This is a genomic window from Streptomyces sp. CoH27 (genome assembly GCF_020181035.1).
In the GTDB taxonomy this organism is placed as follows: Bacteria; Actinomycetota; Actinomycetes; order Streptomycetales; family Streptomycetaceae; genus Streptomyces; species Streptomyces camelliae.
Genome location: NZ_JAIQYY010000013.1, coordinates 155,737 through 170,230 on the forward strand (window position 1 = coordinate 155,737; position 14,494 = coordinate 170,230).

The following is a 14,494-nucleotide window of genomic DNA, read 5'->3' on the forward strand; positions in this document are numbered from 1 at the left end:
CGTCCGTCACAACCGCACGATGACCAGTGCCGTGTCGTCGGTGGCGCCCCCGGGCGGCAGCAACTCCAGCAGAACGGCGTCCGCGAGACTCTCGGGGTCCTCCTCGCGGTGGCGTGCGAGGGAGTCGGCGAGGCGGGCCAGACCGGCGTCGATGTCCTCGCCGCGCCGTTCGACCAGGCCGTCGGTGTAGAGGACGAGGGTGGCGCCCTCGGCGAAGTCCGTCACGGCCTGGGGGCGGGGCATCGGGTCGGGGCGGGCGTCGAGCGGCGGGTCGGTGGCCTGGTCGAGGAACTCTGTGCGGCCGTCGGGGTGGACGAGGACGGGCGGCGGATGTCCGGCGCTGCTGTAGCTGATCGTGTGGTCGTCGAAGTCGATGAACGTCGTGACGGCGGTGGCCGATTCGGCGCCGTCGACGACGCTCGCGTACCGCCCCAGGATGTTCAGGGCCTCGCCCGGCCCCATGGCCACCCGGGAGGCGGCGCTCAGCGCGCTGCGCAGCTGGCCCATGACCCCGGCGGCCGCCAGGCCGTGGCCGACCACGTCGCCCACGGACACCCCGATGCGGTTGCCGCCGACCAGGTCGACGAGGTCGTACCAGTCCCCGCACACGTTCAGCGCGCCGACCGCGGGCCGGTACCGCACGGCGACACGATGGTGGCCGACCTGCCGGCAGGCGGGCAGCATGGCCTCCTGCAGGGCGAGGGCCACCTCGCGCTCGCGGGCGTGGGCCTGGCGCAGCCGCTCGTTGAGCTCCTGCAGTTCGCGGGCGCGCGTGAACAGCTCGGCCTCCAGGACCCGGGTCCGGCCTCCGGTGGGACCGCCGCGGGCCCGGATCAGCTCGGTGACCTCCTCCACCCGGTGCACCAGCAGCGTCACCTTGCCCTCCGGGCCGAAGACCGGGGCGTTGACCGGGCTCCAGTAGCGCTCCTCCCACTCCCCGGGCCGGTCGGGGTTCTCGACGTCGTAGCGCTGCAGGGCCATGGTGTCCCGCTCGCCGGTGGCCGCGACCCGCGTCAGCGAAGCGGCCAGATTGCGCATGCCCGACGCGCCGGGGTCGTTCGGATTGTCAGGGAAGACGTCGAAGAGACGGCGCCCCACCACCTGATCGCGGGTGCGCCTGGCCGCCTTCAGGAACTCCGCGTTGGCGTCCGCGAAGACCAGACCGGGCGTCAGCAGCGCCACCATGCCCGGCAGCGCCTGGAACACCGCCGCGTAGTCGATGGCCGTGTCGTCCATGGCTGCCACCCATCCGCCGGAATCACGCCGGTTCCCGCCGTCTTCCTCTGCCAGCCGTTGTTCTCTGTCATACGGCGTCCCCGCGTGCCGCGCACGTCAGACGGGCGGCTCCGTCAGGGACTGCTCCGCCCAGATGACCTTTCCACCGGGTACGAAGCGGGTCCCCCAGCGCTGGGAGAACTGGGAGACCAGCAGCAGTCCGCGGCCGCCCTCGTCCGTGGCGCGCGGATGGCGCAGATGGGGCGCGGTGGCACTGCCGTCGGTGACCTCGCAGATCAGGGTCCGGTTCCTGATCAGCCGGAGCCGGATGGGGCCCTCGGCGTGCCGGATGGCGTTGGTGACCAGCTCGCTCACGACCAGTTCGGTCGTGAACGCCAGTTCCTCCAGGCCCCACTCGTCCAGTTGCCGGGCGGCGTCCTTGCGGGCCTCGGAGACCGCGGCCGGGTCGGGGGGCAGCTCCCAGTCGGCGACCCGGTCCGTGCCGAGCAGCCTGGTGCGGGCCAGCAGGAGGGCCACGTCGTCGTGCGGCCGGGCCGGGACCAGGGTGTCGATCACGGTCCGGCAGGCCTGATCGAGCGAGGAGCCGTACCGCTCCAGGGCGCGGCGCAGCCGGCCGCGGTCCGCGTCGGCCGTTCCGTTGTCGTACGCGTGGGCCAGCAGGCCGTCGGTGTGCAGGGCCAGCGTGCTGCCCTCGGCCAGGGACAGCTCGACCGCCTCGAAGGGGGCACCGCCCACCCCGAGCGGCGGCCCCTGCGGAAGATCGACGAAGCTGACGGCACCGTCGGGCAGGACGACGGCGGGCGCCGGATGGCCCGCGGCGGCCATCGCGCACTGCCCGGCGACCGGGTCGTAGACGACGTACAGACATCCCGAGCCCACCGACTCCGCACCGCCGGCCACCGTGTCCGCAAGCGGCAGGCCTTCCTCGTCGGCCGTGCGCGCCACCAGGTCGTCGAGATGGGCGAGGACCTCCTCGGGCGGCAGATCGAGCGCCGCGAGGGTGCGTACGGCGGTGCGCAGCCGCCCCATGGCCGCGGCGGCGTCGATCCCGTGCCCCGGCACCTCGCCCACGACGAGGGCGACGCGCGCACCGGACAGCGGGATCAGGTCGTACCAGTCGCCGCCGAGGCCGGTCAGCTCGTCGGCCGGCCGGTAGCAGGCGGCCACCTCCACCGCCGCCTGCTCGGGCAGCCGCTGCGGCAGCAGGCTGCGCTGCAGGACCAGGGCCGCGTCCCGCTCGCGGGTGTAGCGGCGGGCGTTGTCCACGCACACCGCCGCCCGGGACACCAGGTCCTCGGCGAGACTCAGGTCGTCCTCGTCGAACGGGTCCTGCCGGTGGCCCCGGAAGAAGGTGGTGACCCCCATCGTGACGCCCCGCGCGCTGACGGGCACGATCAGCACGCTGTGCAGGCCCAGGTCCAGGAAGGTCGCCGCCCGGCCGTCCGGGATGTCCGTGGCCCACTCCCTGGCCAGCGGATCGAGCCGTTCCTCGCGCCAGGAGCGGCCCGTGGTCAGACAGCGGATCGGGGGCGAGCCGGCGAAATAGGTGGCCACCTCGCCGATCCCGACGACGGACTCCGGGACCCCCGGGCTCACCGACTGTTGCCCGGCGCGCCGCAGCGGCACCCGGTCCGTGTCGCCCGGCTGCTCGGGCTCCGCGCCCCGCAGCACGGACTCCAGCAGGTCCACGCTGACGAAGTCGGCGAAGTCCTGCACGGCCACGTCGGCCAGTTCCTGCGCGGTGCGCACGATGTCCAGGCTGCGGCCGATCTGCTCGCCGGCCCGGTCGAGCAGGGCGAGGCGCTGCCGGGCCCGGTGCCGGTCGGTGATGTCGACGACGGTGTAGTACACGCCCATCGGGTGGCCCTGGTCGTCGTCCAGGCGGGTGAACGACATCATGTGCGCCGTCTCCCGGTGCGGCGCGGACCGCACCTGGCCCACATGCTCGTACCCGACCACCGGCCGGCCGGTCTCCAGCACGCGCCGCATCTGAGTCTCGATGCCGCCGAAGTCGATGCCCGGCTGAATCTCCCCCAGCCGCCGCCCCAGCCGCTCCCGCGGGGAGCCGCCGCCGTACCGCTCCAGGGCCGCGTTCGACCACACGCACCGCAGATCCGTGTCCACGATGGCGATGCCGACGGGGGAGTCGGTGACCATCTGCTCCAGCACCGCACGGCTCATGTCCCAGCCGCGTGCCCCGGAGACGTCGGAGAGCAGAACCAGCCAGTGCGGCGCGCCGCCGGGTTCCATCGCGGGAGTGACCCGCACCATCACCCGGACCGGCTGCCCGTCCTTGCGCCGCGCGGTCAGCAGCCCCGCCCAGCCGCCGTCCCTGCGGCACCGCGCGGCCAGTTCGGGCACCCGCGTGGCGTCCTCGGCGGACAGCAGACCGGTCACCTCGGTGCCCACCACCTCGGCCGCCGGGTACGCCAGCAGCCGCTGGGCATCGCGGGTCCAGCTCGTCACCACGCCCTGCGCGTCGAGCAGCAGGGGCGCGGCATCGGCCACGTCGAACCGCTGCCGGGCAGCGTCCCGCTTCTCGTGAGTGCCCACCGTCGGCCTCTCTGTCGCTGAGAGTGGTCTACCCCCTCCTGGCTCAATCTTCACCCTCGGGGCGCCGGGCGGGACGGGCAGTGGGCCACGTGGGACGGCGGGCGGAGGGCGGGACCGGAGCATGACAGGCGCCCGCCCCCGCCCCCGCCCCTCAGGTCACGAACCCAGCACCTTCGCCAGCGCCGCCAGCGCCGAGCGCAACTCCTCCGCGGTGACGGTCAGCGGGGGCGCCAGCCGGATGGTGGAGCCGTGGGTGTCCTTGACCAGGATCCCCTCCCGCATCAGCCGCTCGCTGATCTCACGGCCGGTGCCGATCGCCGGGTCGATGTCGACGCCCGCCCACAGCCCGCGCGCCCGGAAGCCGACCACGCCGGCGCCGACCAGCTCGGCGAGTCCGTCGCGCAGGACCACGCCCAGCTCGGCGGCCCGCCGCTGGAACTCGCCGGTCTCCAGCAGGCCGATCACGGCCGTGCCGACCGCCGCCGCGAGCGGGTTGCCGCCGAAGGTGGAGCCGTGCTCGCCCGGGTGCAGCACGCCCAGCACCTCGCGCCGGGCCACCACCGCCGACACCGGCACGATGCCGCCACCGAGTGCCTTGCCGAGCGTCAGCACGTCCGGCACGACGTCCTCGTGCTCGACGGCGAGGGTGCGGCCGGTGCGGCCGAGGCCCGACTGGATCTCATCGGCGATGAACAGGCAGCCCTTGCGCCGGGTCAGCTCGCGCACCCCGGCGAGATAGCCGGCGGAGGGGATGACGACGCCGGCCTCGCCCTGGATGGGCTCGATCAGCACCGCAGCCGTCGTGTCGTCGACCGCTTCCTCCAGCGCGGCCAGGTCGTCGTACGGCACGATCCGGAAGCCGGGCGTGAACGGGCCGAAGCCGCCGCGGGCCGTCTCGTCGGTGGAGAAGCTGACGATGGTCGTCGTACGGCCGTGGAAGTTCTCCGCCGCGACGACGATCGTCGCCTGTCCGTCCGGGACTCCCTTGACGTCGTACGCCCACTTGCGGGCCACCTTCACGGCGCTCTCCACGGCCTCCGCGCCCGTGTTCATCGGCAGCACCATGTCCAGCCCGGTCAGCCCCGCGAGCCGCTCGGCGAACTCGGCGAGCCGGTCGTTGTGGAAGGCGCGGGAGGTCAGCGTGAGCTGGTCCAGCTGGCGGTGCGCGGCCTCGATCAGCGCCGGGTGACGGTGGCCGAAGTTCAGCGCCGAGTAGCCGGCGAGCATGTCGAGGTAACGCCGGCCCTCGACGTCCTCGACCCAGGCGCCCTCGGCCCGGGCGACGACCACGGGCAGCGGGTGGTAGTTGTGCGCGAGGACCGGTTCCTCGGCGCGGATCAGGTCGGCGGACGTACGCGTCGGCGCGGATACACGGGTGGGCGCGGTCATCAGCGGATCTCCTGGGTGCAGCACTTGATGCCACCGCCGGCCTTGTGGAACTCCGAAAGGTCGACGGGGACGGGGACGTAACCGTGGTCGGCGAGACTGTCGGCGAGCGCCTCGGCCTGCGGGGCGATGAAGACATTGCGGCCGTCGGACACGGAGTTCAGGCCGAACGCCATCGCGTCGTCGCGGCCGGCGAGCACCGCGTCCGGATACAGGCGGCGCAGCACCTCGCGGCTGCCCGCCGAGAACGCCTCGGGGTAGTAGCAGATGTTGTCGTCGTCGAGGACGAACAGCGCGGTGTCCAGGTGGTAGAAGTACGGGTTCACCAGGGTCAGGCCGATCACCGGGTGGCCGAGGAACTCCTGCGCCTCCCGGTGCGCCTCGCGGGTGGTGCGGAACCCGGTGCCGGCGAGCACGTACCGGCCCGTCCACACCAGGTCCCCCTCGCCCTCGGTCACCGCCTCCGGGCGGTACACGTCGTAGCCCGCCGTCTTGAACCAGGTGTCGTAGTGCACCGACTCGGGGCGGCGCTCGGGTGCGTGGAACAGCGAGCCGAAGACCCGGCCGCCGACGACGAAGGCCGCGTTGGCGGCGAAGACCATGTCGGGCAGGCCGGGCACCGGCTCGATCGACTCGACGGTGTGACCGTGGGTGCGATAGGCGCGCATCAGCGCCTGCCATTGCTCCTGGGCGAGATCCACGTCGACCGGTCGGTCGGGATGCATCCAGGGATTGATCGCGTAGCTGACGGCGAAATGTCTGGGTTCACAGACGAGAAAACGCCGGGAACGCGGCACACGGCTTTCGGGCACAGAGGGTTTCCTCCGGTTCCTGTGTGTCACTGACGGGTGACACAACGGTAGGAACGGAGATCCACGGACGACAAGTGCGAAAAGCTGCGTGCATGCGCAGCATCGATGCGTCGTCGCTCGACATCACGCAGAAGTGCTGCGCATACTTCCGCGCCCGCGCCTCATTCCGGGGCCGGTTGGGTGGCGCCCGCTTCCGGGCTCTCCGGCAGGAGGTGGGACAGCACCATCACGCTGATCGTCTTCCGGATGAACGGCTCGGTGCGGATGCGCTCCAGCACCTCCTCGAAGTGCTCCACGTCCCGGGCCCGGACATGCAGCAGCGCGTCCGCGCCGCCCGTGACCGTCATGGCCGCCGTGATCTCCGGATGGTTCCGTACGACCTCCGCGAGCCGCCGGGGCGGGGCCGCGCCCTCGCAGTACACCTCGACGTACGCCTCCGTGCGCCAGCCCAGCGCCGACGGCTTGACCGTGGCCGTGAACCCGGTGATCACCCCGGTCTCGCGCAGCCGGTCCACGCGTCGTTTGACGGCGGTGGACGACAGCCCTACGTCCGCGCCGATCTCGGCGAAGCTGGTCCGGGCGTTCGCCATCAGCGCGGTGATGATCTTGCGGTCGAGATCGTCGAAGGAGGCGGTCCTGCTGTTCATGCGGGCACTGTAATCAGCCACGCCCGCCGCGAGACGGCCTAGGACGGCGTGATGACCATGGCGAGGGTCAGCAGACCCAGCACCACCCAGCCGAACCACAGCCAGCCGTTGCTGCCGAGCGCGACCGTGTAGGCGGTCACGGCGACGAGCCCGCCGACCGTGAGCGCCCCCATCGCCTTGGTGGAGCCGTTGGTGGAGCCGTTCGTACCGTTCGTGGAACCGGGCATCGCGACACCCTCCTCATGGTCCGTCCACGACCATGGTGCCCCGGATCCCGCCCGGAGGGGATGGCTCCGCCTAGCCCTTGCGCGCGTTCAGCGAGGCCAGGTAGGCGTTGTACGCCTCCAGCTCCTTGTCGCCGTCCCGGTCCGCGGCCCGGTCCGTGCGCCTGGCCTGCCGCTGCTCGGAGCGATACCACTGGAACAGCAGCGCGATCAGCACCAGCACGGACGGGACCTCGCTGAACGCCCAGGCGATGCCGCCCGCGGCGTTCTGGTCGGACAGCGCGTCGATGCCGAGCGAGGCGGGCGGGTGCTCGAAGGTGCTCACCATCGGCGCCGACGCCATCATCAGCGCGATGCCGAAGAACGCGTGGAACGGCATGCCCGCGAACAGCTCCAGCATGCGCATCACGTACCCGGGCCGGTGCGGGCCCGGGTCGACGCCCATGATCGGCCAGAAGAACACCATGCCCACGGCGAAGAAGTGCACCATCATCGCGATGTGCCCGGCCTTCGACCCCATCAGGAAGTCGAACAGCGGGGTGAAGTACAGCACGTACAGGCTCGCGATGAACATCGGGATCGTGAACGCCGGGTGCGTGATGATCCGCATGTAGCGGCTGTGCAGCAGCGCCAGCAGCAGCTCGCGCGGCCCCTTGCGGCCTTTGCCGGCGACGGGCAGCGCGCGCAGCGCCAGCGTGACCGGGGCGCCGAGCAGGATCAGTATGGGCGACAGCATGCTGATGATCATGTGCTGCACCATGTGCACGCTGAACATGACCATGCCGTAGTCGTTCAGCTTGGTGCACATCACCACCGCGACGGTCAGCACACCGACGGCGTACGACACCGTACGGCCGGCCGGCCACGCGTCCCCGCGCCGCCGCAGCCGTACGACACCCCACCCGTACAGCCCGAGCCCGAGCAGGCACGCGATGAGGAAGAACGGGTCGGCGGACCACTCCAGCCCCCGCCCCAGCGTGAACGGCGGCAGATCCATCATCATGCCGTGCCCGCTGTGATCCATCCGGCGGCTCCTGATTCGTGGGGGTTGTGCGAGTTGTCCGCCCCCAGAGTAGAACCGCCCCCGGTCACGGCCGTGACCGGGGGCAGGTTGTTCGCAGGCGAACTACAGCACGCACTCCGCCTCGTCGTACCGCTCCACCGGAACGGTCTTCAGCGTCTCCACGGCCTCCGCCAGCGACACCATCACGATGTCGGTCCCGCGTAGCGCCGTCATCCGGCCGAACTCGCCCCGGTGCACGGCCTCCACCGCGTGCCAGCCGAAGCGCGTGGCGAGCACCCGGTCGTACGCGGTCGGCGTGCCGCCCCGCTGGACGTGCCCGAGGATGACTGGCCGCGCCTCCTTGCCGAGCCGCTGCTCCAGCTCGATCGACAGCTGCCGGGCGATGCCGGCGAAGCGCTCGTGGCCGTAGATGTCCTTGCCGCCCTCGTCGAACTCCATCGTGCCGGTCTTCGGCTTGGCGCCCTCGGCCGCGACCACGATGGCGAACCGCTTGCCCGCCGCGAACCGCTCGCCGACCTTCTTCGTCAACTCCTCGATGTCGAAGGGCCGTTCCGGTACGACGACGGCGTGGGCGCCGGCCGCCATGCCGGAGTGCAGCGCGATCCAGCCGGTGTGCCGGCCCATGACCTCCACGATCAGCACCCGCTGGTGCGACTCGGCGGTGGTCTTCAGCCGGTCCAGGGCCTCCGTCGCCACGGTCACGGCCGTGTCGAAGCCGAAGGTGACATCGGTGACGGCGATGTCGTTGTCGATGGTCTTGGGCACGCCCACGATCGGCAGCCCGTTGTCCGACAGCAGCCGGGCCGCCTTCAGCGTGCCCTCCCCGCCGATCGGGATGATCGCGTCCAGGCCGAGCTCCTGGACATGGCCCTTGGCCCGCTCCACCCCGTCGCGCAAGTGCTCCGGGCGGACCCGGGAGGAGCCGAGGATGGTGCCGCCGCGCGCCAGGATGCCGCCCACGGCATCGAGGTCGAGCTTCAGATAGTCGCACTCCAGGAGGCCTTTCCAGCCGTCCCGGAAACCGATGACCTCGTCGCCGTGGTCGGCGACGGCACGGTGCACGACGGACCGGATGACGGCGTTCAGGCCGGGGCAGTCGCCGCCGGACGTGAGGACACCAATGCGCATAGCCCGAAATACCTTCTCAACGTGGGCCGGGTGACCGGACCACGTTGTCCGGCGGATTCCCGGCCACCCTACCGGCGTGAGGGGGTCGCTCCGTAGCAGGCGTCCGCCTGCTGGACGCGCCCGCGCATATGAGCGGACGGTCCGTCAGGCGGGCTCGGAACCATCGTGCCGACAGACGCTGGAAAGGCCCTGCAGTGTCCCTGGAAGGAGCCTTACGCAGGCTGCTGCGCGGCCGCGATGCGCTCGCCCCGCAGAGCCTCGTACCAGCGGTCGTCGATCGGCGGCAGCGCATTGACGTCGAGCGCCAGCTTGAGCAGCAGGTCGGCGATCAGCGGGTTGCGGGCGAGGACCGGGCCGTGCATGTACGTACCGAAGACGGTCCCGTTGTACGCGCCCTCCGTGCCGTCCCCGGTGCCGTTGCCCTTGCCGATCTGCACCCGGGCGAACGGGCGGGCGTTCGGGCCGACGTGGGTGACGCCCTGGTGGTTCTCGAAGCCGGTCAGCTGGGGCAGGCCGAGCTGCGGGTCGATGTCGGCGAGCACGTCACCGACGCACCGCTCGCCCTCGCCGCGCACCGACACCACGTCGAGCAGACCGAGGCCCGGCTCGCGCTGGCCGAGGTCGTTGATGAACTCGTGGCCGAGGATCTGGTAGCCGGCGCACACCGAGAAGACGATCGCGCCGTTCTGCACGGCCTGGTACAGATGCCCGTCCCGGCGCAGCCGCTCGGCCGCGAGCCGCTGCGGACGGTCCTCGCCGCCGCCGATCAGGTAGATGTCGCCGGAGGTCGGGATCGGCTGGTCGCTGCGCACGTCCAGGCGGGCCACGTCCAGGCCGCGCTGCCGGGCCCGGCGCTCCACGACGAGCGCGTTGCCCTGGTCGCCGTAGGTGCTCAGCAGGTCCGGGTAGACCCACACCAGCCGCAGTTGGTTGTCGCTCATGAGGTGATCGCCCTTCGAGGATCAGAAGATCAGTTGCCGACGCGGCGGCGCAGGTCCTGGAAAGCGGTGTAGTTCGCGATGACCTCGATCCGGCCGGGCGGGCACATCTGCACGGCCTGGTCGAGGGTGTCGCAGACCTGGAAGTGCTGGTTCGCGACCTCCAGACGGACGGCGAGGTCCAGCTTGCGGTCGCCGATCACGAAGATCGGGTGGCCGGTGAGCCGGGTGTAGTCGACGTCCCACAGCCAGGAGGTGTCGGTGCCGTCGGCCCCGCGGGCGTTCACGGAGAGGATCACCGGCGCGGGCGGCTGGTCGATCAGGGAGAACGTCTCCAGCCAGCCGGCCGGGTTCTTGGCCAGCAGCAGCCGCAGATCACGGTTCAGGAACTGCACGACGTCGTAGCGGCCGGCCACGGCCTGCACCTGGTACATCCGCTCCAGGGCGACCTGCGGCGGCACCCCGAAGACGGCGGCCACGGCGGCGGAGCTGGCCGCGTTCGCCTTGTTGGCGCGCCCCGGGAGCTGCAGATGGATCGGCCACGCGGAGCCGTGCGGGTCGAGGACGTGGTCCCCGGACAGCGCCCAGGTCGGCTGGGGCCGGCGGAAGCCGCACTCGCCGCAGTACCAGTCGTCGCCGGGGCGCTGCATCACGCCACCGCAGGACGGGCAGGACCAGGCGTCGTCCTTCCACATCTGCCCGGCGGCGACCCAGACCACGTTCGGGGAGGAGGAGGCGGCCCACACCACCAGCGGGTCGTCGCAGTTGGCGACGACGACGGCCTTGGAGCCGGCGAGGCCCTCGCGCCAGTTCTCGGCGAGCATCCGGGTCTCGGCGGCGCGGTCGAGCTGGTCGCGGGAGAGGTTGAGCAGGGCGATGCACTTCGGGTCGGTGTCCCGGGCCACACCGGCCAGGTACTTCTCGTCGACCTCGATGACCGCGAACTTCGCGTCCGAGCCGCCCGCCAGCGCGGAGGTGATGCCGGCCGGCATGTTGGCGCCGAGCGCGTTGGACACGACCGGGCCGGCGGCACGCAGCGCCTCGGCGATCAGCCGGGTCGTCGTGGTCTTGCCGTTGGTGGCGGAGACCAGGACGACGTCCAGGTTCTGGGCGAGCCGGGCGAGCAGGTCGGGGTCGAGTCTCAGCGCGACCCGGCCACCGATCACCGACCCGCTGCCGCGTCCCGCGGCGCGCGATGCCGCAGCGACCGCCTTGCCCGCGGTCACGGCCAGCTTGGCCCGCGGCGTGAGCGGGTCCGAGTTGCCTGCCATCAGTTCTCGATCCTCCTTGCGTACGCGCCGCGCCTGGGGCCATCCGGCAGCGTGGTGTGGACCTCAGCCTATCGAGATCCCTTCGCACACCCGAATCGCGCCCACACCTGGGCGAGGGCGTGGGTCGAACGAACCGTACCCTTGCGGCCATGCGACACGGTTCCATTCCGGGCGCCCGCGGGCGAGTCCGGCCCCTCACCCTGCTCGGCGAAGCGGCGCTGCGCGAGCAATGCCGGGAAGTCACCGAATTCGGCGCCGAGCTGGCGGACCTCGTGGAGGATCTGTTCGCCACGATGTACGCGGCGCAGGGGGTCGGTCTGGCGGCGAATCAGGTGGGGGTGCCGCTGCGGGTGTTCGTGTACGACTGCCCCGACGACGATGACGTACGTCACTTGGGCCACATCGTGAACCCCCGCCTGGTGGAGACGGACGGTGTGGTGATCCGCGGCCCCGAGGGCTGCCTGTCCCTGCCGGGGCTGGAGGCGGGGACGCAGCGGTACGACCACGCGGTGGTCGAGGGTGTCACGGCGACGGGGGAGCCGGTCACCGTGCACGGCACGGGGTTCTTCGCGCGCTGCCTTCAGCACGAGTGCGACCACCTGGAGGGCCGGGTGTACGCGGACCACGTCACGGGGTGGCGCAAGCGGAGACTGTCGAGGCAGATCTCCCGGGCTTCCTGGAGCAGGCAGGCCTGACCGCCTAGAACCCGGGACCGCCGATCCTGTCCCCGGCCGCCGCCAGACGGCCCCACAGCAGGTCCGCCAAAGACCGCACCAACTCGGCCCGGGCGCAGGGCCGTTCCCCCAGCCACCAGTCCCCGGCCGCGTGCATCATCCCGACGATCCCATGCCCCCACACCCGCGCGAGCTGCTGGCTGTCCGGACCGAGGTCCACCCGCTCCTCGATGACCTGGGCCAGCTCCTCGCCCATCCGCCGCAGCAGCGGAGCGGAGTGCTTGCCGACGTCGAAGCCCTGGTCGCCGCCCGTGCTGCCCTCCGCCGGGTGCATCAGGAACCGGTACACCTGAGGACGCGCCTCGATCGCGGCGAGGTAGGTGTCCAGCGTGGACTCGACCCGCTCGCGCCGGTCCGCGGGAGCGTCCAGCGCCGCCCGCAGGGAAGCGAGCAGCGCGTCCGTGTGCCGCTTGGCGAGGGCCGCGTACAGCCCGCCCTTGTCGCCGAAGTGGCGGTACAGGATCGGCTTGGTGATCCCGGCCTCGGCCGCGATCGCGTTCATCGACGCCTGCGGGCCGTCCCGGAGCACCACCCGGTCCGCGGCCTCCAGCAGCTCGCGCCGTCGGCGGTCGGCGGACTGCTGCTGCCCGGTCCGCTGTGTGGTGTCCATGTCTTCTCCCCACCCGTGCTGATTCGGTGACGCCTGCGCAAACTAACACTGACTGTGCCCCTGACATCGAACGGGATGCCGAGGCGTCATCGCCGGTTGACTTTTCCTACCCGTGGGTAACAGACTCGGGTTACCGCTAGTAACATCGCTGGTGAGACGTACTGCCGCCGCTGGAGGGGACATGGCCGAGTTCACCATGGAGCTGAACGACGAACAGAAGGAAGTCCGGGACTGGCTCCATGGCTTCGCCGCCGACGTGATCCGCCCCGCGGCCGCCGAGTGGGACGAGCGCGAGGAGACTCCCTGGCCGGTCATCCAGGAGGCCGCGAAGGTAGGCATCTACTCCCTCGACTTCTACGCGCAGCAGTACTTCGACCCCACCGGGCTCGGTATCCCGATGGCGATGGAGGAACTGTTCTGGGGCGACGCGGGCATCGCCCTCTCCATTGTGGGCACGGGGCTCGCCGCCGTGGGCGTGCTCGCCAACGGAACCGAGGAGCAGATCGGCACCTGGATCCCGCAGATGTACGGCGACCAGAACGATGTCAAGGTCGCCGCGTTCTGCTCCTCCGAGCCCGACGCCGGCTCCGACGTCGCCTCCATGCGCACGCGTGCCGTGTACGACGAGGCGAAGGACGAGTGGGTGATCAACGGCACGAAGACCTGGGCGACCAACGGTGGCATTGCCAACGTCCACGTCGTCGTCGCCGTCGTCGACCCGGAGCTGGGCTCCAAGGGCCACGCCTCCTTCATCGTCCCGCCGAGCACCCCCGGTCTCGCGCAGGGCCAGAAGTTCAAGAAGCACGGCATCCGCGCCTCGCACACCGCCGAGGTGATCCTCGACAACGTCCGGGTCCCCGGCTCCTGCCTGCTCGGCGGCAAGGAGAAGCTGGACGAGCGCCTCGCCCGCGCCCGCGAGAGGGCGAAGGCCGGCGGCGGTGAGCGTGTGAAGAACGCGGCGATGGCGACGTTCGAGGCGTCCCGCCCGGCCGTCGGAGCGATGGCGGTCGGCACCGCGCGCGCCGCGTACGAGGTCGCCCTGGACTACGCGAAGACCCGCGAGCAGTTCGGCCGGCCGATCATCGACAACCAGGGCGTCGCCTTCCAGCTCGCCGACATGCGGACCCAGATCGACGCGGCCCGGCTGCTGGTCTGGCGCGCCTCCTGGATGGCGGTCAACGGCAAGCCGTTCACCGCCGCCGAGGGCTCCATGTCGAAGCTGTTCGCCAGCGAGACGGCCAAGAAGGTCACCGCCCAGGCCATCCAGATCCTCGGCGGCAACGGTTACACCCGTGAATACCCCGTCGAGCGCATGCACCGGGACGCGGCCATCTACACCATCTTCGAGGGCACGAGTGAGATCCAGCGCCTGGTCATCGCCCGCACCCTCTCGGGCATGCCCCTGCGCTAACGGTGCTTGAGCGGCGTCAGCTGCTCGATGTCGTACGTGGCCCGCAGCGCCTCGATCGCCTCCTGGTCCGGCGGGCCCCCGTTCCCCAGGATCTCCAGCAGCTCCTCGAAGTAGCGTTCGTGATCCGGCGGCGGACTCGCCTGGAAGAACATCTTCGCCGGCGTGTCCGTCGGGTTCGCGAACGCATGGGGGCAACCGGGTGGTACGACGATCACCGTACCCTGGGTCGCCCGGACCACTCTGTTGCCCGAACTCGACTGCCACTTCTGCCAGTTGTCGGGCGTGCGGACGAGCGGCTCGAAGGCGAGGACGTCGAGCTCGCCCTCCAGGACGTAGAACAGCTCCTCGCTGCGCGTGTGCACATGCGCACCCACGTCGAAACCCGGCGGGACCTCCACCTCGAAGGTGGAGGCCATCCGCGAGTGCATGCCGGTGACCTTGAACGTCACCCGCTGGGCCGGTGTCTCGACGACACGGCCGTGGCCCGGCGGTACGAGGAGTCCCTCGGTCCAGGTCATCG

14 protein-coding genes are annotated in these 14,494 nt (G+C 71.3%); 2 read left to right on the forward strand and 12 right to left on the reverse strand.

All coding sequences use genetic code 11. From position 1 onward, the window contains the following. Positions 1-6: 6 nt before the first annotated feature. From LE548_RS23395 to LE548_RS23440, 10 genes are all read right to left on the reverse strand, one after another. On the reverse strand, positions 7-1,236 hold the full coding sequence (locus LE548_RS23395) for a PP2C family protein-serine/threonine phosphatase (protein ID WP_225098902.1): 1,230 nt from the start codon (positions 1,234-1,236) through the stop codon (positions 7-9). A gap of 96 nt (positions 1,237-1,332) precedes the next feature. Next, the gene (locus LE548_RS23400) at positions 1,333-3,789 is read right to left on the reverse strand and encodes a SpoIIE family protein phosphatase (RefSeq protein ID WP_225098903.1); all 2,457 of its coding nucleotides are present in this window, start codon (positions 3,787-3,789) and stop codon (positions 1,333-1,335) included. A 156-nt stretch (positions 3,790-3,945) separates the two neighbouring features. Further along, positions 3,946-5,178 carry an ornithine--oxo-acid transaminase gene (gene rocD / locus LE548_RS23405; RefSeq protein ID WP_225098904.1) on the reverse strand — a complete coding sequence of 411 codons (1,233 nt, stop codon included), beginning with the start codon at positions 5,176-5,178 and terminating at the stop codon, positions 3,946-3,948. Then, on the reverse strand, positions 5,178-5,987 hold the full coding sequence (ddaH, locus tag LE548_RS23410) for a dimethylargininase (RefSeq protein ID WP_225098905.1): 810 nt from the start codon (positions 5,985-5,987) through the stop codon (positions 5,178-5,180). The genes rocD and ddaH overlap by 1 nt, the downstream gene beginning before the upstream one ends. A gap of 161 nt (positions 5,988-6,148) precedes the next feature. Further along, entirely contained in the window at positions 6,149-6,634 is a 486-nt protein-coding gene (locus tag LE548_RS23415; RefSeq protein ID WP_225098906.1) for an Lrp/AsnC family transcriptional regulator, read from the reverse strand. 38 nt (positions 6,635-6,672) lie between these two features. Beyond that, entirely contained in the window at positions 6,673-6,861 is a 189-nt protein-coding gene (locus LE548_RS23420; RefSeq protein ID WP_225098907.1) for a hypothetical protein, read from the reverse strand. A gap of 70 nt (positions 6,862-6,931) precedes the next feature. Continuing rightward, positions 6,932-7,882, reverse strand: coding sequence for a cytochrome c oxidase assembly protein (locus tag LE548_RS23425; RefSeq protein ID WP_225098908.1), 951 nt, complete (start codon positions 7,880-7,882; stop codon positions 6,932-6,934). A gap of 102 nt (positions 7,883-7,984) precedes the next feature. After that, positions 7,985-9,010, reverse strand: a complete 1,026-nt coding sequence (locus tag LE548_RS23430; RefSeq protein WP_225098909.1) for a 6-phosphofructokinase — start codon at positions 9,008-9,010, stop codon at positions 7,985-7,987. A gap of 212 nt (positions 9,011-9,222) precedes the next feature. After that, a complete protein-coding gene (locus LE548_RS23435; RefSeq protein WP_225098910.1) occupies positions 9,223-9,951 on the reverse strand; it encodes a type 1 glutamine amidotransferase in 729 nt (242 codons plus the stop codon). A gap of 29 nt (positions 9,952-9,980) precedes the next feature. Further along, positions 9,981-11,219, reverse strand: a complete 1,239-nt coding sequence (locus LE548_RS23440; protein ID WP_225098911.1) for a MurT ligase domain-containing protein — start codon at positions 11,217-11,219, stop codon at positions 9,981-9,983. Positions 11,220-11,368: 149 nt separating this feature from the next. Here LE548_RS23440 and def point away from each other — a divergent pair, with 149 nt between their 5' ends. Beyond that, entirely contained in the window at positions 11,369-11,914 is a 546-nt protein-coding gene (gene def, locus LE548_RS23445; RefSeq protein WP_225098912.1) for a peptide deformylase, read from the forward strand. Positions 11,915-11,918: 4 nt separating this feature from the next. Here the strand turns inward: def and LE548_RS23450 are convergent, their stop codons facing one another. Next, entirely contained in the window at positions 11,919-12,563 is a 645-nt protein-coding gene (locus tag LE548_RS23450) for a TetR family transcriptional regulator (RefSeq protein ID WP_225098913.1), read from the reverse strand. Positions 12,564-12,744: 181 nt separating this feature from the next. On the opposite strand from LE548_RS23450, the gene LE548_RS23455 reads away from it, so the two are divergent. Continuing rightward, positions 12,745-13,974 carry an acyl-CoA dehydrogenase family protein gene (locus tag LE548_RS23455; protein WP_225098914.1) on the forward strand — a complete coding sequence of 410 codons (1,230 nt, stop codon included), beginning with the start codon at positions 12,745-12,747 and terminating at the stop codon, positions 13,972-13,974. Here LE548_RS23455 and LE548_RS23460 read toward each other — a convergent pair. Then, positions 13,971-14,492 carry a cupin domain-containing protein gene (locus LE548_RS23460; protein ID WP_225098915.1) on the reverse strand — a complete coding sequence of 174 codons (522 nt, stop codon included), beginning with the start codon at positions 14,490-14,492 and terminating at the stop codon, positions 13,971-13,973. The genes LE548_RS23455 and LE548_RS23460 overlap by 4 nt on opposite strands. Positions 14,493-14,494 lie beyond the last annotated feature (2 nt).

Coding starts and splice junctions, on each gene's coding strand:
- LE548_RS23395 (WP_225098902.1), bottom strand. CDS start 1,236: ATGGACGACACGGCCATCGACTACGCGGCGGTGTTCCAGGCGCTGCCG.
- rocD (WP_225098904.1), bottom strand. CDS start 5,178: ATGACCGCGCCCACCCGTGTATCCGCGCCGACGCGTACGTCCGCCGAC.
- LE548_RS23415 (WP_225098906.1), bottom strand. CDS start 6,634: ATGAACAGCAGGACCGCCTCCTTCGACGATCTCGACCGCAAGATCATC.
- LE548_RS23420 (WP_225098907.1), bottom strand. CDS start 6,861: ATGCCCGGTTCCACGAACGGTACGAACGGCTCCACCAACGGCTCCACC.
- LE548_RS23425 (WP_225098908.1), bottom strand. CDS start 7,882: ATGGATCACAGCGGGCACGGCATGATGATGGATCTGCCGCCGTTCACG.
- LE548_RS23430 (WP_225098909.1), bottom strand. CDS start 9,010: ATGCGCATTGGTGTCCTCACGTCCGGCGGCGACTGCCCCGGCCTGAAC.
- LE548_RS23435 (WP_225098910.1), bottom strand. CDS start 9,951: ATGAGCGACAACCAACTGCGGCTGGTGTGGGTCTACCCGGACCTGCTG.
- LE548_RS23440 (WP_225098911.1), bottom strand. CDS start 11,219: ATGGCAGGCAACTCGGACCCGCTCACGCCGCGGGCCAAGCTGGCCGTG.
- def (WP_225098912.1), top strand. CDS start 11,369: ATGCGACACGGTTCCATTCCGGGCGCCCGCGGGCGAGTCCGGCCCCTC.
- LE548_RS23450 (WP_225098913.1), bottom strand. CDS start 12,563: ATGGACACCACACAGCGGACCGGGCAGCAGCAGTCCGCCGACCGCCGA.
- LE548_RS23455 (WP_225098914.1), top strand. CDS start 12,745: ATGGCCGAGTTCACCATGGAGCTGAACGACGAACAGAAGGAAGTCCGG.
- LE548_RS23460 (WP_225098915.1), bottom strand. CDS start 14,492: ATGACCTGGACCGAGGGACTCCTCGTACCGCCGGGCCACGGCCGTGTC.